Genomic DNA, 22,252 nt, shown 5'->3' on the forward strand with positions numbered 1-22,252 from the left:
CGCCGCCGGCAAAGAGCAGGGAAGCGTGTTCGGAAGGGCTCCCGTACTACGTGATCAGCGCCAGTCGCGCGGCGCGAGCATGGCGATGAGGCGTGCCTCGAATGACCCTTCCGCGTACTCCGGCGCGTACTGCCACATCGCGAGCGGTGGAAGGCTCATCAAGACACTCTCCACGCGGGCGTTGGTCTGCAAACCGAAGGTGGTGCCGCGGTCGTGTACCAGATTGAACTCCACGTATCGTCCTCGGCGCACCAACTGAAAAGTGCGTTCGGGTTCACCGTAGGTGGTGTCACGACGGCGGGTCACGATCGGTTCGTACGCTGCGGGAAGCACCCGGGCCACATCGCTCACAAATAGCGCCACGGCTTCGGCATCCAGACCGTGTGCGGGATCGTTGGCGCGCAGATGATCGAAAAAAATGCCGCCGACTCCACGCGCTTCATTGCCACGATGCGTGTTCACGAAATACCGATCACACCAGGCCTTGAAGTGATCGTAAAACGTGGCGTGATGCCGGTCGCACATGGCACCCAACCCACGATGAAAGGTGTGCGCGTCGTCCTCGTGCGGATAAAACGGCGTCAGGTCGGTGCCACCGCCAAACCAACTGTCGGTGAGCGTGCCCTGTTCATCCGTGAGTTCGAAATAGCGCACGTTCAGATGCACCGTAGGGATCATCGGACTGCGCGGATGCACCACCAGGCTGACGCCGGTGGCGAAGAAGTGCGTCGTGCCCGTGGCCGCCCCGACACCGCCCAAGCGCTGCGCTGCGGCATCCGGCAGCACGCCCATCACCACCGAACGATTGATCCCCGCTTTTTCGAACGTGATCCCGTCACTCAATACGCGCGCCACACCACCACCACCGCCGGGCCGTTCCCATCGATCTTCGCGAAACGTGCCACCCTCATCGAGGCGGGTGAAAAAGGCCGTCAGTTCGTCATGCAACCCTTCCATGCGCGACGCGATCTGGTGGCGCCGCAGATCACTGACCGAACTCCCGCTCTCGGGGCTCATGCTCAGCGATGCTCCGCGAGACGCTCTGGGGTCCACTCCCATTCTTTCACGGCATCCACGAATGCCTTTGCGTGTGCCGGCGGCACATCGGGCAGGATGCCATGTCCGAGATTGGCGACATGCCCAATGGGTCCGAACTCGGCGATCATGGCGTGAGCACGTGCACGGATTTCGGCGGGTGTGGCGTAGAGCGCACATGGATCGAGATTGCCCTGCATCGCCACATTGAACGGCGCGAGCTGACGGCGCGCCTGCGCTGGTGTGGTATGCCAATCCACCCCCACCGCATCCGCTCCCGTGGCGGCGGCGATCTCGCCCAGTGCCCAGCTCGCGCCGGGCGCAAAGACGATGACCGGAACGCCCGCTTCCCGTGCACGACGGGCAGCCTTGGTGAGATACGGCAACACGAAGGTGCGGAACTCCTGTGGCGACAGCGCGCCGGCCCACGATTCGAACAACTGGACCACCTGCGCCCCTGCGGCGACCTGCGCCACGAGGAAATCACCCACGGCTGTGGCCAGCCTGTCCAACAGGGCGTGTGCCATGGCGGGCTGCTCGAACAACATGCGCTTGGCGACCGCGAACTGCTTGGTGCCTTTGCCTTCCACCATGTAGGCCGCCAGCGTCCACGGCGCGCCGGCAAAGCCGATGAGCGGCACTCGATTGTTCAACGCGCGACGAGCCAGGCGCAGGGCATCGAGCATGTACCGCAACTGATCCTCAGGGTCCACCGTGCGAAGTCGTGCCACATCGGCCGGAGTGCGCAACGGGGACGGGAACTGCGGACCCACGCCTTCATCGAGCGTCAGGTGCATGCCCATCGCTTCCGGGATGACGAGGATGTCGCTGAAGATGATCGCGGCATCCACGCCGATGAGGTCCACCGGCTGCAGGGTGACTTCCACGGCGAGTTCCGGCGTGCGGCACATGGTCAGGAAGTCGGACCCGGCTCGCACCGCGCGATACTGCGGGAGATATCGACCAGCCTGGCGCATCATCCAGACAGGGGGCCGCGAGACAGGTTCACGGCGAAGGGCACGCAGCAGCAGATCGTTCATCGGAGACACGTCGGAAACTCACGAAGGACATCACGCCCTGACAGGCATGATGCACAGAGGCTCCCGTCCATCGGACGGGAGCCTCGGACTGCCCGAAACGTACTCGCCTGCACCTATCCGGCCGCCTCCGAATCTCTACGGAGGCACGCCATTCGCGTCGATATCGGCGGTATCAGGCCGCGGCGCGCGTGCGGGTCGACCCGCCTTCCCCGCGCCGTGCTTTGTGTGCCTGAGAGGACGCGTGTCGATTGGAGAGGACAAAATTGCCCACCAACTCATCGAGGCTGTGTGCCTGACTGGACAGCTCCACGGCGGCCGCGGCGGCTTCTTCCGCGTTGCTGGCCACGGTCTGTGTCGACGCGTTCATCAGGTGGGCCGCCTGCGTAAGCTGGTCCACACCCTGCGCCTGCTGCGTACTCGTGGCCGAAATCTCGTCGATGACACCGCTGAGCTGCCGAATCTGTCCATCGATATCGTCGAGTTGACGCTGCACCACACCCTGTCGCTGGTTGCCTTCCTGCGCGTGGCGCACGCTCTCTTCGATCATCGTGGCCGTGCTCTTGGCGGCGTCGGCACTCCGAATGGCCAGGCTGCGCACTTCGTCCGCCACCACGGCAAAGCCCTTGCCCGCATCACCGGCGCGAGCGGCCTCCACGGCCGCGTTGAGCGCCAGCAGGTTGGTCTGGAACGCGATCTCATCGATGGTCTTGATGATCTTCGCTGTTTCGACGCTCGATCGGGCGATGCGCTCCATGGCGATCGATAGTTGCGCCATCTCGGAAACACCCTGCGCCGTGCTGGTGTGCGCCGTCTGCACGAACCGACTGGCCTCGACGGTGTGCTGCGCATTGTTCCGCGCCATGGCCGCGAGTTCTGTCAGGCTGCTCGTGGTTTCTTCGAGGCTGGCCGCCTGATCGGCCGCACCGTGCGCCAGCGCATCGCTGCCGGCACTGATCTCGGTACCGGCATTGGAGACTTCCGATGCCGCGACGGCCACGCGCTGCAGCGCCGAGTCGAGGTTGCCCACGGCTTCGTTCAGCGCCGTCTGCAACACGAGATAGTCACCCAGATAGGTGCCTTCCATACGGGCGGTCAGATCGCGACCCGCTACCCGTTGCAAGGTGCCGGACGCTTCCTGCAGCGGCGTGCTGACGGCATCCATCACCCGATTGAGACCGATCGCGAGGTCGGCGTAGCTGCCCTCATGACGCTGGATATCCGCCCGACGGGACAAATCGCCGGCCCGCGCCGATTCATTGAGCGTGGCCGAATCGGTGACGATGGCCAGCACATTGCGCTGGGCCGCGTTGAGCGATTCGATCGACGCCTGACACGTGGCGATGATGCCGTTTACCGTGGCAGCCAGTTCGCCGAGTTCGTCCTCGCGTTCGATTTCGATGAGCGTGGTCGTCGCTTCGAGTTTGCCCGTCAGATCGCCGTGCGCCATGCCGGTGGCGATGCGCTCGATGCCGGCAATGCAGTTGCGGCGCAGCTTGGTCGCGCGGTCCGCAATCTCGTGCAGGGGAGCGAGCGTACGACGCACCATCGTGTACGCGGCGCCACCCGCACACGACAGCACCACCGCCGTGCCGATGAGCATCCAGCGCGTCAACGCGATGGCGGGATTGCCTTCGAGCGTCGGGAGCAACCACAAGGCGGCCAGATCACTGGCCAACGCGATGCCTGTGAGTCCGCCGATCAGAATCCCGACGCGTTGTGAGACAGACCTGGTGCTGGACATGAGACCACTCATTGGAGATTGGAGAACCGCGGGGGAACGGCGTCAGTCATTGACGCCGGTAAGAGCCATTGATAGGGAATATCGGCGCCCTCCCTGACAACGTGGCTATCATTTTTGTAAGTCTTAGGGCCTATGCGATTCTCTTGAGACGAGGGCCGTTGCGCGTTTCGTCGGCCCGAAAGCGCTCGACAGCACTGCCGAGCACCGCGGCGCGATCGCTGAGCTCCATGCTGGTGGCACTGCCTTCCTCGGCGTTGGCGGCCACGGTTTGTGTCACAGTGTTGATCTGGTCGATGGCCTTGGAGATTTGCTGCACGCCTTCCTGCTGCTGACCCGCAGCCGCTGCGACCTCCGACATCACCACACGGACCCGATCGGCCTGTCGTACGATCTCGGAGAGCGTGCCCAGTACCGTCTCGTTGAGGCGCACCCCTGCGTTGGTGCTCGACATCGACTCTTCGATGAGCGCCGTGGTGCTGCGGGCGGCTTCGGCACTGCGCATGGCGAGGCCGCGCACTTCATCAGCGACGACCGCAAATCCGCGACCGGCATCCCCGGCCCGGGCCGCTTCGACTGCCGCATTGAGCGCCAACAGATTGGTCTGGAATGCAATCTCATCGATGGTCTTCACCACGCGAGCGGTGGCATCCGACCCCGCCTTGATGCGGGTCATCGCATCGGCCAACTGCTGCATGGAGCGTTCACCGCCCGCTGCCGTATCGCGCGCCTGTTCCGCCAACGTACGCCCTTCTCGTGCGTGTGTCGCGCTGGACTGCGTCATGCTCGTGAGTTCCTGCAAGCTGGCCGCCACTTCTTCCAGCGAAGCGGCCTGACTGGAGGCGCCCTCGCTCAGCACACCACTGGCGTCGCGTAGCGAAGTGGACGTGCCCAGGATCTCGTCGGCCGACTGCCGTACCACGTGCATCGCGCCCTGCAGCTCCTGCAGCGCCGAATTGAAATGCACCTGCACTTCGGCGTTGCGGCCGGTGTAGGTGCCGGTGAGACGAACGGTGAGATCGCCCTGGGCCAGTCGTGAGAGAGCCGTGCTGATATCGTCGAGGAACCGCATGGCTTCACCCTTGAGGATGGCTTCGATGCGTTCCTGACGGGCGTTGGTGAGCGACGTGATGACGATGGCGATGTCGGCCTGCAGCAAGCGGTCGAAGGCCCGCTGGAAGCGATACAACTCCGCGGGGGTGGCGTCGCTGCGTTCCACGGCCGAGAACATGTGCTCGCGGATGACCTCGTACATCGCGACGTACCAATTCGAGTCCAGATCAATGCGTTCGTGCACCTGACCCACGAGGCGACGATAGGCGATGTAGCCATCGTCGATCACGCCGCTGAACATGGCCAGCAGATATCGTGTGATCAGCGGACGCTGGCGGTCCACCGAGGTATGCCGATCGAGAATCTCTTTGGTCGCTCTCGTGCCGGCGATGTGGGCATAAAAATCGTCGATCATGGCATCACAGGCGGCGCGGCACACGGATTCCCACGCCTGCACCACACCGAGGTCGGTATTGGTGAGCTTCAGGAAATCGAGACGGCGGCGCACTTCGACGTCGGTGACTTCAATGCGCCCCAGCGGATACACACGCTCGACGTTTTTCTTGGAGACGGAACGGAACCAGACCATTGCCTGCAGTCGGATGAGTCGCGACCGTAGAGTCCCCGACGTCGAGGAGTGGCAGCCCGGAAGCCGGGTGATGATCGCGATTGCCTACAGGCAGCTATCGGACGTGTGCACTACGATGTGCAGTCGCGGCGGCGTATTTACGCGATTGTAATTCACGATTTTTTTCGCGCGCCGATTCATCACGCCGGTACAGCGTGTCAGCAAGAAAAAATCCTGCTATTGGCATGGCGATGTGCGCAAAGCGGTCTCCGTACAGCGGTCTCCGTCGGCTATTCGTGTCGGAGCGCTTCCACGGGATCGAGACGGGATGCGCGCAACGCGGGCAGCATACCAAAGGCCACACCGGTCACGGCACTCGCCAGGACGGCGGTCACCATGATGCTTGTTGGTACCGATGCGGGCAGCGAGCTGTTGCTGCGGATGATCCACGCCAGCAGGGCACCGACCGCCAATCCGATGAACGCACCGATACTGGTCAGCGTCGCGGCCTCCACCAGAAACTGCCATCGAATGGTGCCCGCCGTCGCTCCCAAGGCTTTGCGGACGCCGATTTCGCGGGTACGCTCGGTCACGGAAATCATCATGATCGCCACCACACCAACACCTCCCACCAGCAATGCCACCGCCGACAGGGCGAGGCCCACGGCGAAGATGGTACCGAAGAGCTGGTTGAAGGTGTCCATGATGCGATCCTGCTCCACGAGATAGAACGTGTTGCGATCGCTTGGGCGCAGTCCCCGTCGTGCCCGCATCGAGGCCATCACTTCGTCCATCACCTCTGCCTGGCTGATGTCACTGCGGGGACGCACCATGAGCGTGAGACTTCCGCGAAACGCATCGAGCTGCCGCACGGCCGTGGACGTGGGCACGATGGCGCGCGGTGTTTCCGGCCCACGCCCTTCAAGCGAACGCAGAAAGCCGGCGCGTGGATTGTAGACGCCGATGACGGTGAACTGGCGACCACTGATCGTCACGGGCTTGCCGATCGGTTCGGAATCGCCGAACAACTGAGCCTTGAGGGTGTCGTTGAGCAGCACGACCGGTTGTCCTGCCTCATACTCGGCACGCGTGAAATTGCGTCCCGGGGCGATATCGGATGCGTTGACGGCCGGCCATTCCACGCTGTAGGCGTCGTAGCCCACGTTGTCCACGCGACTGTTGCGATAGGCGAAGTTTGCTTGCCCCGCCATCGTGCCGATGACTTCCTGCACACCCGGCAAGCGCCTGATCATGTCCCACTCGGCGAACGAGATGGGCGGATTGCGGCGATCGGGACAGTTCTCATCGGTGCCGTCGCAGGCGTTGATGCCGCTGCCGCGTCGCTGCACGATGAAGGTGGTGGCGCCGATTTCTTCGAGATCCTGCTGAAATGAAGCGCGGATCCCGTTGACCACCGCGCCCATGGCCACGACCACGAACACGCCGATCGCGACACCGGCAATGGTCAGCGCCGCACGCACTTTGTTGCCACGGATGGCTTCGAGCGCCATGCTCACTCCTTCGAGTGCGAGCAAGATGCCGTTCATGACCTCATTCCTGCCTCAGGGCGGCGATGGGATCGAGTTGTGCTGCACGGCTGGCGGGATAGAGACCGGCGGCGATGCCTACACCAGCACCGGTCACGAGCGCGGCCACGATCGACCACGGGGCAACAGCGGCCGGTAGGGGCGTGAGCGCCGCGATCAGTTTGGCGAGTCCAATACCCAGCGCGATGCCGATGGCCGCACCGAGCGTGCTGAGCGTGGCGGCTTCCACCAGAAATTGCGACAGGATGTCCGAGCGTTTGGCGCCGAGTGCCTTGCGCACCCCGATTTCGCGGGTGCGTTCGGCAACAGCCACCAGCATGATGTTCATGATGACCATCGCCCCGACCACGAGACTGATGGCGGGCAGCGCGGTTCCAAAGAGGACCAGGCGTCCCTTCAACTGCTTGATGAAGCCGAAGGCCGCATCCTGCGTCACGAGCCCGAAATTGTCCGCCTCACCGGCGCGGAGACCGCGAAATGCGCGTAGCGCGCTGCGCGCCGCTTCGACTCCCTCGGCGAGGTCGGCCTGCGACGGCGCCTGCACGATGAGCGAGGAGATATCGCGCATGGGGCGGATGATACGGCCCATCGGCGACGTGTACGGCGCAATGGCCATGCGATCGAGCGAGAACCCGAAGACGGACCCTTGTTTTTCGATCACACCGATGACGGTGAAGGGCACACCGCTGACACGAATCTGACGACCTTCGGGGTTGAGGCCGGGAAAGAAGTGCTCCGCGACTTCCACGCCGATCACCAGGACTGGTGATCCCGCGCGGACCTCCTGCTCGGTGAACGCGCGCCCCTGCGTCACGGCGAACTTCTTGATGGCGAAGTACTCGGCGTCGGTGGCGATGGCCTGTACCTGCCGCGGCCGGGCCCCTGGGGCGGCCCCGTACTTGAACGTCTCACTCGAGATCGACGATCGCATGGACGAGGGAAGCGCCGCGCGCACCACGTCGACATCCGTCATGCGCAGGAGCGGGCGACGGCGAGCCTCTCGCACATCGAATCCACGGTTGCCCCCGGGCCCCACGTTGTCGAAACGCCGGAGGGTGAACGTGTTGGTCCCGATCAGTCGCGAGGCAAAGTCCTCTTCGACATAGCGGCCCATGCCTTCCACGATGGAAACCACCGCGATGAGGAACATGACGCCGATCATCACGCCGAGCAGCGTGAATGCGCTTTTGAGCTTCTGGACCCGGAGCTGGTTGAAGGCCAGCCGGACTGCATCGAGGGTTGTCACCCCCTATTCTAACGTGCGCCGACCCATCGTGGGACGAATGGCGGGCCGGTACGCGACCCGCCAGAGGGCCTGACTCGAGATGAGGGGCTCGCTGGCCCTACTCGTGCCGGAGTGCTTCCACGGGATCGAGGCGGGATGCGCGCAAGGCCGGCAGCATGCCGAACACTACGCCGGTGGCGATACTGGCGATGATCGCGGTCGCGATGGCGGATCCGGGAATGGATGTGGGAATGGACGTATTGCTGCGTACGATCCATGCGAGCACGGAGCCGGCAATCAGCCCCACCGATGCTCCGATCGACGTGAGCGTCGCCGCTTCGACGAGGAACTGCCAGAGAATGGTCACGCGCGTGGCCCCGAGCGCCTTGCGCACGCCAATCTCGCGCGTGCGTTCGGTCACCGAGATCATCATGATGGCCACCACACCGACGCCGCCGACGAGCAGGCCAACGGCGGACAGTGCCAGTTCCACCATGAAGATCGCGCCGAAGAGCTGGTCAAACGTCTCCAGCATGCGATCCTGCGCCACCAACGCAAAGTTGTTCGGTTGCGCCGGCTTGAGTCCACGTCGTCCACGCAACATCTCCGTGACGGCGTCCATCACCACGGCCTGCTGAATTCCGGGGCGTGGCTTGACCATGATCAACAGCCCGCGCCGCCAGACGTCGAGATGGCGGTAGGCCGTCATCATCGGGAGAATGGCGCGCGGTTTGTCCGGTCCGCGTCCGTCCATCGACTTGAGAAATCCGGCCTTGGTGTGAAACACACCAATCACCGTGAACTGCTTTCCCTCTACGGCGATCTGCTTGCCGATCGGATCGGAATCGCCGAACAGACGGTTCTTCAAGGTGTCGTTGATGACCACCACCTGCGCCGCTCCATCGTGCTCCGCGCGGGAGAAGCTGCGGCCCGGTGAGATGTCTGCTACGTCGGTCTTGATCCAGTCGGTGCTTTGCGCATCGTAGCCGACGTTGGTGACGTGCCGATCCTTGTAGTCGAAGCTGGTCTGTCCGGAGAGCCATGCCGTGGCAGTTTCCACATCGGGCATGTTCCGGATCGTGTTCCACTCATCGAGCGTGATGGCCGGGTTGCGGCGATCGGGACAGGTGTCATCGGTGCCATCGCAGGAGTTGAATCCCACGCCACGTCGACGCACCTGAAACGAGGTGGCCCCGAACTCATCGAGGTCGGATTGGAAGCTCTGGCGAATGCCGTGCACGGTGGCCCCCATCGCCACCACGACAAACACGCCGATCGCGACACCGGCGATGGTGAGTCCCGCGCGTACTTTGTTGGCGCGGATCGCATCGAGCGCCATGCCGATGCCTTCGAGTGCGACGAACAATCGGTCGATGAATCGCATGGACTACTCCTGCCTCAGGGCGGCGATGGGATCGAGGCGCGCCGCGCGGCTCGCGGGATAGATACCCGCGGCGATGCCCACACCCGCGCCGACCACCAGCGCCGCCACCACGGACCACGGCGCCACGGCCGCAGGGAGCGGCGTCAGCGCGGCAATCGTCGCCGCGAGCCCAACACCGAGTCCGATACCAACGGCCGCGCCAACCACGCTCAGCGTGGCCGATTCCACGAGAAACTGGGACATGATGTCGCGCCGTCGTGCGCCCAGTGCCTTGCGCACACCGATCTCCCGCGTGCGTTCGGCAACGGCCACCAGCATGATGTTCATGATGACCATGGCACCCACGACGAGGCCGATCGCCGGCAGCGCGGTGCCAAACACCACCATCTTCGACTTGATCCCGTCGAAGAAGGCCAGCGCTTCGTCCTGTGTTTCCAACGCGAAGTTGTCCGCCTTGCCGGGCGGCAGGCGCCGCGCCGCACGAAGCACCTCACGCGCCGCATCCATACCGTCCGTGACCAGCACGGCAGAGGGAGCCTGTACCACCATCGATTCGATGTCCCCCCGCGGCCGAATGGCCCGGTGCAGGGGACTGGTGTACGGCGCGATGGCGAGTCGATCGAGCGAGAATCCGAAGATCGTCCCCTGTTTCTCGATCACCCCGATCACTTCGAACGGCGTGCCATTGAGTCGCAGCTCACGTCCGATGGGATCGAGCCCCTGGAAGAAGTGTTCCGCCACTTCCACGCCGATCACGATCACCCGTGCACCGATGTTGACTTCCTGCTGCCCGAATGCACGACCGCGCTCGAGATTGAACTTCTTGATCGTGAAGTACGAGGCTTCCGTCGCGACCGCCTGCACCTGGCGTGGGCGGTTGTAAGGCGAATTGGCGGACATGAACAACTCGCTCGCGATTGCCGACAGACTACCCGGCGGCAGCACTCCGCGCACCAGTGCCGCATCCTGTGGGAAGAGTCGCGGTCGGCGCTGGATCTCGCGCCAGTCGAGATTGTCATCCGTATTGAAGTCGTTCCAGCGGCGCAACGTGAAAGTGTTCACGCCGAACAGCTTGCCGGCAAAGTCGTTCTCCACGTAACGACTCATGCCTTCCACGATGGATACGACGGCGATGAGGAACATGACGCCAATGGTCACACCGATCAACGTGAAGAAGCTTTTCAGCTTCTGCACACGAATGGTGGCCAGCGCCAACCGGACGGCTTCGAAGAATGCCATCGGTGGTGCCTCCTGAATTGTGGTGCGACGGATTGTCGGCTACAGGCCCGGTGTCGGGCGTGAACTACTCGTGGCGCAGTGCTTCGACGGGGTCGAGCTTCGATGCGCGGCTGGCCGGCAGCATGCCGAACAACACGCCGGTCACGCAGCTCGCGCCCAGTGCGGCCACCACCGCCATCGGCGGAATGCTCGCATCGATGGGTGTGAAGTTCCGGATGAGGAGCGCGCCGAGCCATCCCACGAAAAGACCGATGGCGCCACCAATGCCCGTGAGCGTTGCGGCTTCCACCAGAAATTGCCACAAAATGGTGGCACGTGTGGCACCCAGTGCCTTGCGCACGCCGATCTCGCGCGTCCGTTCCGTCACGGAGATCATCATGATGGCGATCACCCCCACGCCACCAACGATCAGGCCGACGCCGGACAGGGCAATCATCACGAGGAAGAACATGCCGAAGATCGAGTTGTACGTCTCGAACAACTTGTCCTGCGTGATGATGGCGAAGCTCGACTCTTCAGCCGGTCGTGTACCACGCATGCCGCGCAATCCGGCCGTCACGTCGTCGATAACCTGATCACGCGACACGTTGCTGCGCGGCTTCACCGCCAGGCCGATATTGCTGGCGCGCGCACCCACATAGCGGATGAGCGCCTGCACGGGCATGACGGCCTTCGGACGCTCGCCACCCGACAGGAAGCTGCTGTTGTCCTTGTACACACCGATCACTTCGAACGGCACGTTGTTGACGAGCAGGGTCTTGCCGATCGGATCGAGTTCACCGAACACGCGCTCCACCATGAGCGTCGTGATCACGACCACCCGTGCGCCGGTCCGCGCCTCGGCGGACGTGAAGGCACGCCCGGGATACACATCCGGGGCGCCGATCGTGGTCCACTCGGCCGAGTAGCCTTCCACGGACGCCTGCGAGAGCTCGCGATCGCGATACTTCACCTTCGCACCCCAGTCGAGACGCTCGCCAACCGCTTCAACGGACGACAGGCGGCGCAGCATCTCCACTTCGTTCGAGCGAAGGGGCGGATTGCGGAGCCACTTGCACGTTTCATCGGAGCCGTCGCAGGCCTCGAAGGAAATGGGGTATCGCGTGACAAAAAACGTCGTCGGACCGGTGCTGGCGAAGTCCTTCTCGACCGACTTGTTGATGCCGTGCACAGCCGCGGAGATGGCGACCACCACGAACACACCAACGGCGATGCCGAGGATGGTCAGACCGGCGCGCACCTTGTTGGCGCGCACCGCATCGAGCGCGATGCGTACGCCTTCGGAAACGGCGGACAGGCGGGTGCTGAAGGCAGACATGACCTATTCCTGACGCAGGGCGGCAATCGGGTCGAGCCGCGACGCGCGACTGGCCGGATAGACACCGGAAACGATGCCAACGCCGGCGCCAAGGGCCACACCCACCACGATGGACCACGGCGCCACGCTCGCCGGCAACGGCGATACGAGCGAGATGAACTTGGCGAGGCCGATACCCAGCGCCACGCCGATGGCCGACCCCACCGTGCCCAGCGTACTGGATTCGATGAGGAACTGCAGCAGAATGTCGCGCCGCTTGGCGCCGAGTGCCTTGCGGATACCGATTTCGCGCGTGCGCTCGGCGACCGCCACGAGCATGATGTTCATGATGACGATCGCGCCGACCACCAGACCAATGGCGGGCAGGGCGACGCCGGCCACCACCAGGTAGCCTTTCATCTTGTTCCAGAACTCGAGTGCGGTGTCGGCCGTCTGCAGCGCGAAGTTGTCCTTCTGCGCCGGGCGCAATCGACGATTGGCCCGCATGGCCGCCCGCACGTCTTCCATGGTCTCGCGCATGGCCGGTTCACTCGGCAACTGGATCGCGATCGCGTCAACGATGTTCGGACGCGGATTCACGAGCCGGCGCACGGGTGACCGCCACGTGGTGACGAGGAAGTTGTCCATCGACATGCCGAAGATCTGGCCCTGCGTTTCGGCGATGCCGACGATGCGATACGGCACACCGCCCAGGCGCACCTCGCGATCGACAGGATCGAGGCCCGGGAAGAGGCGCTTGGCGGCGTCGATCCCGATCACGGCGACCTTTTCACCGCGGCTGAGCTCCTGTTCGGAGAGCACGCGCCCTTCCGACACGCCGAGCTTCTTCATGTTGAAGTAGTCACCGTCCACTGCGGACACCTGAACCTGCCGCGGCTTGCCACTCACCGTGGTGGATGCTGTGACCTGGCCATCGCTCACGATGTACCAATTGGCATCCGCCGGCAGGGCACTGGTGACGGGCTCCACATCGGTGATTTCGATCCGCGGCCGGCGACGGTACTCCTCCCACGTCGCGGCATCGACATCGCCGATGTTGATGTTCGGACGATTGCGCACTTCGAAGGTGTTCAGGCCGATCAGCTTCCCGACCAGGTCATCCTCCATGTAGCGCCCCATCCCCTCGACGATCGATACGACGGAGATGAGGAACATGACACCGATACACACTCCGAGCAGCGTGAACGCGCTCTTGAGCTTCTGGGTGCGGATGGTGCTGAGTGCCAGGCGAATGGCTTCGAAGAACGGCACAGAGGGATCGGCGAAAGGCGGAGTTTAGTGCGCGACGCTGACGCCGACGCGCTCGACGAACTGATTGCGACGCTCGTCGCTGGCGATGACACCGTCACGCAACACGACCACACGCCGTGCATTGGCCGCGATATCGGGTTCGTGCGTCACCATGACCACCGTCTGCCCTTCGCGCGACAACTCGTCGAACACCCGCATGATTTCCGAGGATGTCTGCGAGTCGAGATTACCCGTGGGTTCGTCGGCCAGCAGGATGGACGGACGGTTCACCAGCGCCCGGGCGATGGCGACACGCTGACGCTGACCACCGGACAATTCGTTGGGACGGTGGTGCATACGCTGGCCGAGCTGCACGCGCTCCAGCGCTTCCGTGGCGCGCTTCTTCCGTTCTTCCGCCGACACACCGGCGTAGACCAGCGGCAGCTCCACGTTTTGCAGCGCCGAGGCGCGTGGCAGCAGGTTGAACGTCTGAAAGACGAACCCGATTTCCTTGTTGCGCACGCGCGCGAGCTGGTCATCGCTCATCGTCGAGACGAGCATGCCGTTCAGCCAGTATTCACCGCCGTTGGGTGTGTCGAGGCAGCCGATGAGATTCATCAGCGTCGACTTGCCCGAGCCGGACGGACCCATGATGGCCACGTATTCGTTGCGTCGGATCGCGAGGTCGACCCCGCGAAGAGCGCGGACGATTTCGCCGCCCATGTCGTACTGCCGTGTGAGCTGGCGGGTGACGATCACCCAATCCTGTCCCGGGGTCGCTCCCGGGGCACCCACCACCGCACGCCGTTCGCCGGTCGTGCTGAGGCCGATTTCGTCCGCGCTGCTCATGACTTGCTTCCTGCCGCCGGCGCCTTCTTCTCTTCCGGCTTGTTGACCTTGATCAACGCGCCGTCCTTGAGTTCACGGATCGCCTGGTAGGTACCGGCCACGATCGTCTCGCCGGTCTTGAGACCATCCAGCACTTCGAAGTGACGCTCACCCGCGATGCCGACCTTCACAGGGCGGAAGGTGACCTTGTTGTCCGCGCCGACGATGAACACGCCTTCCACATCGCGCTTGCCCACTTCCTTCGTGGGCTGCCGTCCGCCGACAGCCATCGCGGAATCACCGCTCGGCAGGCTCTCGTTCTCGCGCACGGTCAGGGCGATGATCGGGATGCTCAGCACCTTGGTCCGAGTGGCCGTGACAATCTTGGCCGTGGCCGAGAAGTCGGGGCGGGTATCCACCGGCGGATTCAGGAGCTGCACCCGCACTTCGTAGTCGATGGCCTGGTCACCGGTGTTGGCGGTGGCGGTCTTCGTGACCGAGCTGTTGGAGATTTCCACGACCTTGCCGACAAACGTCGTGTCGGGGAAGGCGTCGATCTGGATGAGTGCCGAGTCGCCGACATTGATGCGCGCCACGTCGGTTTCGTCGACCTTCACCTTGGTCTCGAGCACGGCCATGTCGGAGATCGTCAGCAGGGTCGCCGCGTCCTTGTTCAGCGTGCCCATGATCGCCGTTTCGCCTTCTTCCACGTTCAGGCGGGTGATCTTGCCGCTCATCGGCGCCACGATCGTGGTGCGGTTGAGGGCCTGACGCGCGTCACGCACCGACGCCACGGCCTGCTCGACCGAGTAGTCGGCCGCTTCGGCGAGTGCCTTGTTCACTTCCATCTGCGTCTTGAGCTGCTCGATCTGTTCGACGCTCACCAGCGTGGGCGTGGACTGCTGGATCTTGAGCGAACGCTCGTAGTTGCGCTCGGCCTGGATCAGATTGGCGCGCGCCTGCGCCGCCTGCGCCTTGGCCGACGCCTGTCCGGCTTCGGACCGCTGCAAGGCCGCCGTGGGCTGCTCCGGATCGATCTGCAGCAGGAACTGTCCCTTCTTCACGATGTCGCCTTCCTTCACGGACAGGCGCACGATCTTGCCGGTCACGTCAGCCGAGACGTTGACCATGGTGCGGGGCTGGATCTGTCCGCTGGCGGTCACCGACGCCACGAGATCCCGCGCTTCCACCGCCTCGGTGCGCACTTCGACCGGCTTGGTGGTGTTCTTCTTGGCGGCGACAAAGGCCAGGGCGGCCACAGCGACGACGACAGCACCGCCGATGCCGTACTTCACGGTCTTGGTCATGAATGATCTCAGTTAGCGAAGGGGGCGACCGACGGCGTTCTCGAGTGCCGCGAAGGCCCGTTGCACGTCGTAAATGGCGGTGATGCGATCCGTGGCAGCGCGCTCGTAGTCACCACGCGCCTGCACGAGGTCCACGATGCTGATCGCGCCGACGCGATAGCGTTCCTGGGCCAGTTCGAGCGCCGTGCGCGCGCTGCGCACGTTCTCTTCCTGCATGGTGACCGTCTGCTGCGCGGTATTGAGCTGCAGATAGGCCGCCGTGACGTCCGACGAGATGCGCAGTTCCTGATTGCGCACTTCGATCTGGGCGTTACGCTGATTCACGCTCGCCTGTTCGATCTGCTGCTCGCGGCGGAAACCGTTGAAGATCGGCAGAGAAAACGTCGCGCTCAGGCCGTACGGGTTGCGCGTGAAATCGAGGGGATACTTGCCCTGCGAATCCCGAATCGCCTGTTCGTCGGCCGGTGTGAAGGCCATGCCCTGACACTGCGTGAGCCGGTTGTCGAGATTCAGGCGGGCCCGGACTTCTTCCGTGCGAATGCAGGAGGCCTGCGACGACAGCACACCAGCCAGTCCCTGTTGGATGAGGGCGTTGGTGTTGGTGTAGCGGTTGGTGAAGCCCGAGATGTTGGCCGACAGCGCCAGCGTCGGGATGTACCCGCTGCGGGCGGACGCGATCGAACGCCGCGCACTTTCCTGGCGCGTCCGTGCGGCATCGAGCGTGGGGTTGTCGCTGCGTGCGCTGGCGAGCACCGACTGCAGATCGAGCGTCGGCGTGGGAGCCAGGGCGGTGTCGAGTCGGGTCTCCAGCACCGGCGGCAAGCCGATCTGCTGATAGAGACGCACGATTTCGATGGCGGCCTGATTGCGTGCATTGAGCGCGGCCACGCGCTGCTGTCCGTGCGTGACCTCGGCCCGCTGCACATCGAGCTGCGTGCCGGAGCCCACCTGCAGGCGCGCCTGGGCCAACTGCAACTGCGCCGACGTGGTGGTCAGCAACGTGTCCTGTAGCTGCGCGCGTGCCTGCTGCTGCAGCGCCGCCATGTACTGCACCGTCACGTCGTTGCGCACCCGCTGTTCGGCGGCCTGGATGTCCGACTCGGTCGCGTCCTGGTTGGCCTTGACCGCCCGGCGGTCATTGAGCGCCGCCATGGACAGGTTCAGGCTCGCACCGGCGGAGACGTCGGTGGACAACTGATCGTTGGTCGAACCGAACCCCTGACCCTGGAAGAACGTCTGACGGCCTTCGCGATAGCTGCCGCCCAACGACGTGTTCACGGAAGGCAGGAACGCGCCGTTCGCGGCACGCACATTGGCCGCCGCGATGCGCCGTGAATTCAGGGACGTCTGCAGCGTCGGGTTGTTGCGACGGGCCAGAGCCAGAGCGTCCGACAAGGTCAGAATCGCACCGGCAGCCGGAGCGGCGGGTGCAGCCTGCGCTGCGGCCACCGAGGGCACCACTGGGCCGAGAAGGCCAGCGGCCAGCGCGACCGTCCTGAAGAGCACGTGAGATTTCACGGAAATCGTCATGGGACAAGCTGGGGGAGGGGAATGGACAGGGGGGCCTACGCCCCTCTCCAGTCGATTGTTTCAGGTGCGATCGATCAATGTTCGCATCGGGTTGGCGCGCTACCGTGGCACGTCGTCGCGCCGGGCATCCAGTCCACGGGCTGGAATGGAAATCCGCAGCAGATGCCCGTCGGGATCGGCCCACACCAGGCGGACTTCGCTGGAGGCCGTGACCACCCGCCACCGTTGGGCCATACGTCGCCCACCGGCAATGGTCACCGTGTCGGCAATGGATTCGAGCACGATGTGCACCGCCCCCTGACTGTTGGCCGCCGGGGTCAGGCTGGGTCGTGTCACCCCGTCACCTGGCATCCGCAGGGGCTGGCGGACAAACAGGGCATGTTGAATCAGACCGTCTTCTTCCACCACGACGGCGCCCGGGCGCAGCAGGTACTCACGTGCCGCCTCGCCCGTCAGGCTGCGGGCCAACGTGGTGAATCGGCCGCGCACCCGCTGCCCGCCGAGGCGGAGCGTCTGTTCCGTGCCCTGTCGCTCCTCCAGGGTGTACCGCATGGGGGTGCCTGCAGAATCCGCCTCCAGCCGCATGGCCGTGCGCCGATCACCCGTCGCCGACTCGGCGCGCAGCTCAAGGGCCGTGCCGTCCGCTCCCTTGAGCTGGTGGACGGAGAACTGCTCGCGTCCGACCCGCTGGCCACGCACCACAATGGTGAAGCTGCCCTCGTCGAGGCGCTGGGGCAGCGCACTGGTGGGCGGACTCGTGGACGCAGTGGCCTGCGCCTGCACCGCGGCGGCCGGCACGACCGAGGCGATCACCGCGAGGGCCGCAGCCCGGGTCCGGAGCGCGCGGGGGCGCGAAACGGGCAGGAACCGGGGGCGCAGGGCGGGGATGCGCGGAAAGGGCATCCATGAAAGATAATCAGCGGACAGCCTCGGCTCCGGTGGCAGAGTTTGGGCCCCCTTCGCCCTGTGGGTGACTCCGGGGTATTGTGGGGCAATGCGCCCCAGACTCCCCGTTGCCACACCATCCGATCGCTGGCCCGTCGCCTGGGTGTCGGCGTCGGCCGGGGCATTGGTCGCGCTCGCCTATTGGCAGCAGGATCCGGGCTGGCTGCGCCTCGCCGCCGCCGTGGCGGTGACCGCGTGGGCGGCTTGGTTGGTACCCACCGTCCGGCAGCCGCGCACGGTGGCGGTGCTCAGTGTCGCCGCCATTGCCACGGGCCTCCTGATCGCGTCCAGCGACACGGCCACGCTGGTGGCCTTGCGCAGCAATTGGGCCGGCTGGTCGGCGGCCGAACGGGAGTCGCGCGCGCAGCGGGTTGCCGCCAGCGTTACGGATGTGGCGGGGGTACTGCGCGACCTCACGCGACAACTGGCCGCCGATTCGACACTGATGGCCGAAGTGTCGACGGGACGGATTCGCTCGTTGAGTGCTCCGCTGCCACGCGGAGTGGAATCGGCACTATTGGTCTATCACCGGGGGGATCTGGTGGCCCGGGCCGGGCAGGCGCATACGGAGTTTCCGGCCTCCGATGTGCCGGGCGTGCGTCTGATCGATGGAGCATTCCACACATCGCTGGTGGCCCGCGATCGCTCGCCCGATGGACAGATGGAAGTGGTGGCCCTGGCTCTGGTGTCTTCGGCACCTCCAGCGGATCGTTTCGCCCGTCCGCTGCTGCAGACACTGCCCGGTGGCTTCGATGTAGCGCATACCGTCGTGGAGTCGCCGGACAGCGTGCATGTCGAGCTGGGTACCACCGTCGTCGTGGTGCCTGATGGCGCGCGTCGATTGGCCCGGGTGCGCGCCACCACGTTCACCGAAGGTGAGACGCGGTTGCGCTTCGAGCAGCGCGCGCGCATGCGCACGAGTGTGGCACTGGCGATTGCGATGGTCGGGATCCTGGTGGTGGCCTGGCGTCGACCGGCTGGCACGCCGGAGCGGATGGCGGCGGCGATTGCCGTGTTGGCGGGTGTATCGATGGCCCCGCTGACGGGGTTGTCCAACGTGTCTCCGTTGTTCGACCCGGCGAGTTATTTCGCACCCATGGGTGGCTCGCTCACGGCGACCATTGCGGCACTGCTGATCACGGCGGCGCTGGTGCTCGCGGTGCTGCTGTTTGCGCTCCGCACACGCGACGGTCGCTATTCCCGTCTGCTCTCGGGTGGGTTGGTGATCGCGCTGGCCTTTGGGGGGCCATTCCTGCTGCGCGATCTGGCCCGTGGTATTGCCCTGCCGGCGGCCGGCGCCGGATTTGGTCTCTGGGTGTCGTGGCAGCTCGCCCTCGCGCTGGTGGGGGCGGCGATTCTGCTGGCTGGTGCATCCGCCGGGCGTGCGGTGCTGGGGGGGCGGCGCGGACTGCCGCCGGTGGTGACCCTCCTGATCGCCGCCATCGCGGGTGGTCTGGCGCCTGCGCTGTGGGAAGCGCCAGGCACATGGCCGGCGTGGTATCCGGCGCTCTGGATCCTGGCCATTGTGACGTTGGCGCTCACGCGTCGCGGTCTGTCGCAGATCATGGCCGCGGCCGTGGTGGCCGGGGCCGGAGCCGCTACGCTGACCTGGGGCGCCACGGTGCGTGCGCGACTGGCGCTGGCCCAGCACGATCTCGAACGCCTGGCGGTGGTGGACGACAATGCGTTGCGCCTGCTGGAGCGTTTTGCCACGACGCTGCGTGACGAGACCCGCCCCGTGCAGCGCAGTGACGCGCTGCTGCGCCGCTATGCCGCCAGCGAACTCGCGTTGGCCGGCTATCCGGCCCGACTGGCGCGGTGGAGTGCCGAACACCCGGACAGCGCGGTGTCGGTCCTCGAACTGGCGCCGGTCAATGACACGTTGGGCGCGCAGGCGTATCTCGCCCAGTTGGCACGTCAGAGTGGGGCATTGGAGCTGCGTTTTGTGGACGACGGACCCACCACGCTGCTCATGGCGGCCGTACCGGCTATCGATGGCACCGTCACGACCATCGCGGTGCCACCACGCACCCGTCTCCTGCCCACCGATCCATTCGCCGCCTATACCGGTGTCACCGGATCCCGTGGCAGTGCGCCGCCGTATCGTCTCGAATTTTCCGGTGTGACGGCAGGCGACAGTGTGCCACGGGCGCTCAGTTGGCGACGACGGGGGGAAGCCATGCATGGCGATGGCGTGGCCGGTGGGGCATCCGGTGTGCGCGGCGTGCATGTGGAGGTGGACCTGCGTGGGCTCGATGCCTTGGTGCCGCGTGGGGCGCTGCTCGTGTTGCTCGATGTGGGTGTGGTGATGCTGCTGTGGTCGGCCACGGCATTGGCGGATGGCGCGCTCGGTCGGTGGTTGCGGGTGCGCCGCGTGCGCTGGTCCCGCTCGTATCGGGTGCGACTCTCAGGCGCTCTGCTGATGTTCTTCATCGCGCCCGCGGCCATCTTCGCCCTGTGGGCTTGGTATCGATTGCAGGATGACGACCGGGCCGCCCGTGAGCTCCTGCTGCGCGAGACGCTGCGTGTCGCGTCGACCGAACAGGAACAACGCATGCTGGGCACGGCCCCTTCGAGTACCGGTGCCCCGTTGTTCCTCTATCATCGCGGGATGCTCACTACGGCCAGCGATTCTCTGCTCGACGCGCTGGCGCCGCTCGGCCGACTGTCGCCGGTCACCTTCGTGGACGATGCGGCTGCCAGTGAAGAAGTGTTCACGACACGCCGGATTGCCGCCGGTCCGATCAGTGCATTGGTTGGCTATCGTCGCCTGGGCCGCAGTGACGATGCCGCACGCGCCGAATCGATGCTGGCCACACCGGCACGCGGTGATGAATTTGCACTCGACGCACGGCGTGAAGACCTGGGTGTGCTGGTGCTGTTCGCCACGATGCTGGGCGCGCTGGCGGCCGTGTGGTCGAGCGGCATTGCGGCGCGCGCGCTGGCGCGACCGGTGGGTGTGTTGCGGGAAGCGGCACTGGCCGTGGCGGCGGGCCGCGATGCACCCATGCTGGGCGCAGCACCGGCCACCGAGTTTGCCCCGGTGTATCGGGCCTTCGGACGCATGGCAGAAGATCTCGCGACGAGTCGCGCCGCACTCGAGGCCGCGCAACAACGCACCGCGGCCGTGTTGCAGCACGTGGCTTCCGGTGTGCTCGCCATTGTCGCGAACGGCGACATCATCCTCGCCAATCCGCGCGCTGAAGCGATGCTGGGCGTGGCCTTGCCCGCCGGACGGGCCTCGTTGTGGCAATTGCCGCGCCTCTTCGATGATCTCGTGGCACGAGCCCGTCGTTTTCTGGCCAGCGACGCAGAAGAAGACGCCTTCGACCTTGCGCTTCCGGCGCGCCAATTGCGTGCGCGTCTGACCCGCCTGCCCACCGGTGCTGTGCTCACGCTCGACGACGTGACCGAACTCGCGTCCGCACAGCGCGTGCTGGCCTGGGGCGAGATGGCCCGACAGATCGCGCACGAGATCAAGAACCCGCTCACGCCGATCCGTCTCGGCGTGCAGCATCTGCGTCGTGCGTTCCGCGACGGACGCAGTGACTTCGGACAGATTCTCGATACGAACGTCGGGCGTGTGCTGGCGGAGATCGATCATCTCGACGAGATCGCGCGCGCGTTCAGCAAGTACGGTACGGCGCCCGAAGACCGCATGCCGGCCGTGTCGGTGGACGTGGTGGAGGTGGTGCACGATGTCATCGCACTCGAACAGTTGGGTGATGAAGAGCGTCGTGACACCGTGCACTGGCTGGTGGAGCGTGACACCACACTGGCAGAGGGCGACACGGTGGCCTTTGCGCTGCGTGACGAGTTGCGCGAGGTGATGATCAACCTGCTCGAAAATGCCCGCCTGGCAGGGGCCCGCACTGTCACCGTGCGGGTGTCGCCGGCATCCGCGCCAGGGGGGTACGACCACGAGACACCACACCTCCCGCGCCTTGCCGATGAGCGCAGTCACGGGCTGGCTATCGAGGTGACCGACGATGGTGTCGGCATCGCCCCGGAGACCCTGCCGCGGGTGTTCGAACCGCACTTCTCGACGCGTACCAGCGGGAGTGGCCTGGGGCTCGCCATCAGCCGCCGACTGATCGAAGGGTGGGGCGGAGCGATTGGTCTGACCAGCGAACCGGGTGTGGGAACCGCTGTTCGCATCGTCCTGCGCCGCGCGCCCGAAGGCGCTGAGGCGGGACGCACGCTTCCGCGTTACTCTTGAGCATGACCCGGACATCACCCCTCCCTGACCATGCATCTACGCCGTG

The 22,252-nt window shown here is 65.1% G+C and carries 15 protein-coding genes; 1 reads left to right on the forward strand and 14 read right to left on the reverse strand.

Annotated elements, in window-relative coordinates; genetic code table 11:
- Positions 1-54: 54 nt before the first annotated feature.
- From hemF to GAU_RS05860, 14 genes are all read right to left on the reverse strand, one after another.
- The gene (hemF, locus tag GAU_RS05795; protein ID WP_012682625.1) at positions 55-1,017 is read right to left on the reverse strand and encodes an oxygen-dependent coproporphyrinogen oxidase; all 963 of its coding nucleotides are present in this window, start codon (positions 1,015-1,017) and stop codon (positions 55-57) included.
- 2 nt (positions 1,018-1,019) lie between these two features.
- Positions 1,020-2,075 carry a uroporphyrinogen decarboxylase gene (gene hemE, locus GAU_RS05800; protein WP_012682626.1) on the reverse strand — a complete coding sequence of 352 codons (1,056 nt, stop codon included), beginning with the start codon at positions 2,073-2,075 and terminating at the stop codon, positions 1,020-1,022.
- Positions 2,076-2,247: 172 nt separating this feature from the next.
- Positions 2,248-3,816, reverse strand: a complete 1,569-nt coding sequence (locus GAU_RS05805) for a methyl-accepting chemotaxis protein (protein WP_169307602.1) — start codon at positions 3,814-3,816, stop codon at positions 2,248-2,250.
- Positions 3,817-3,946: 130 nt separating this feature from the next.
- On the reverse strand, positions 3,947-5,455 hold the full coding sequence (locus GAU_RS05810) for a methyl-accepting chemotaxis protein (protein WP_012682628.1): 1,509 nt from the start codon (positions 5,453-5,455) through the stop codon (positions 3,947-3,949).
- Between the two features lie 269 nt (positions 5,456-5,724).
- Positions 5,725-6,981, reverse strand: coding sequence for an ABC transporter permease (locus GAU_RS05815; protein ID WP_041265303.1), 1,257 nt, complete (start codon positions 6,979-6,981; stop codon positions 5,725-5,727).
- Positions 6,982-6,985: 4 nt separating this feature from the next.
- Positions 6,986-8,227, reverse strand: coding sequence for an ABC transporter permease (locus GAU_RS05820; protein ID WP_012682630.1), 1,242 nt, complete (start codon positions 8,225-8,227; stop codon positions 6,986-6,988).
- A 97-nt stretch (positions 8,228-8,324) separates the two neighbouring features.
- Positions 8,325-9,590 (reverse strand): ABC transporter permease, encoded by a 1,266-nt coding sequence (locus GAU_RS05825; RefSeq protein ID WP_041265304.1) that lies wholly within the window; start codon positions 9,588-9,590, stop codon positions 8,325-8,327.
- A gap of 3 nt (positions 9,591-9,593) precedes the next feature.
- A complete protein-coding gene (locus tag GAU_RS05830) occupies positions 9,594-10,829 on the reverse strand; it encodes an ABC transporter permease (protein ID WP_012682632.1) in 1,236 nt (411 codons plus the stop codon).
- 64 nt (positions 10,830-10,893) lie between these two features.
- Complete coding sequence (locus tag GAU_RS05835; protein ID WP_012682633.1) at positions 10,894-12,147, reverse strand: ABC transporter permease; 1,254 nt, start codon at positions 12,145-12,147, stop codon at positions 10,894-10,896.
- 3 nt (positions 12,148-12,150) lie between these two features.
- Complete coding sequence (locus GAU_RS05840) at positions 12,151-13,398, reverse strand: ABC transporter permease (RefSeq protein WP_012682634.1); 1,248 nt, start codon at positions 13,396-13,398, stop codon at positions 12,151-12,153.
- A 24-nt stretch (positions 13,399-13,422) separates the two neighbouring features.
- The gene (locus GAU_RS05845) at positions 13,423-14,226 is read right to left on the reverse strand and encodes an ABC transporter ATP-binding protein (RefSeq protein WP_083765481.1); all 804 of its coding nucleotides are present in this window, start codon (positions 14,224-14,226) and stop codon (positions 13,423-13,425) included.
- Entirely contained in the window at positions 14,223-15,512 is a 1,290-nt protein-coding gene (locus GAU_RS05850; RefSeq protein ID WP_052574263.1) for an efflux RND transporter periplasmic adaptor subunit, read from the reverse strand. Before GAU_RS05850 ends, GAU_RS05845 begins: the two co-directional genes overlap by 4 nt.
- A gap of 12 nt (positions 15,513-15,524) precedes the next feature.
- Positions 15,525-17,042 (reverse strand): TolC family protein, encoded by a 1,518-nt coding sequence (locus GAU_RS05855; protein WP_012682637.1) that lies wholly within the window; start codon positions 17,040-17,042, stop codon positions 15,525-15,527.
- Positions 17,043-17,141: 99 nt separating this feature from the next.
- Positions 17,142-17,945 carry a hypothetical protein gene (locus GAU_RS05860; protein ID WP_012682638.1) on the reverse strand — a complete coding sequence of 268 codons (804 nt, stop codon included), beginning with the start codon at positions 17,943-17,945 and terminating at the stop codon, positions 17,142-17,144.
- Positions 17,946-18,036: 91 nt separating this feature from the next.
- Between GAU_RS05860 and GAU_RS05865 the strand changes: the two genes are divergently transcribed.
- The gene (locus GAU_RS05865; protein WP_012682639.1) at positions 18,037-22,206 is read left to right on the forward strand and encodes an ATP-binding protein; all 4,170 of its coding nucleotides are present in this window, start codon (positions 18,037-18,039) and stop codon (positions 22,204-22,206) included.
- Positions 22,207-22,252 lie beyond the last annotated feature (46 nt).

This window comes from Gemmatimonas aurantiaca T-27 (assembly GCF_000010305.1).
In the GTDB taxonomy this organism is placed as follows: Bacteria; Gemmatimonadota; Gemmatimonadetes; order Gemmatimonadales; family Gemmatimonadaceae; genus Gemmatimonas; species Gemmatimonas aurantiaca.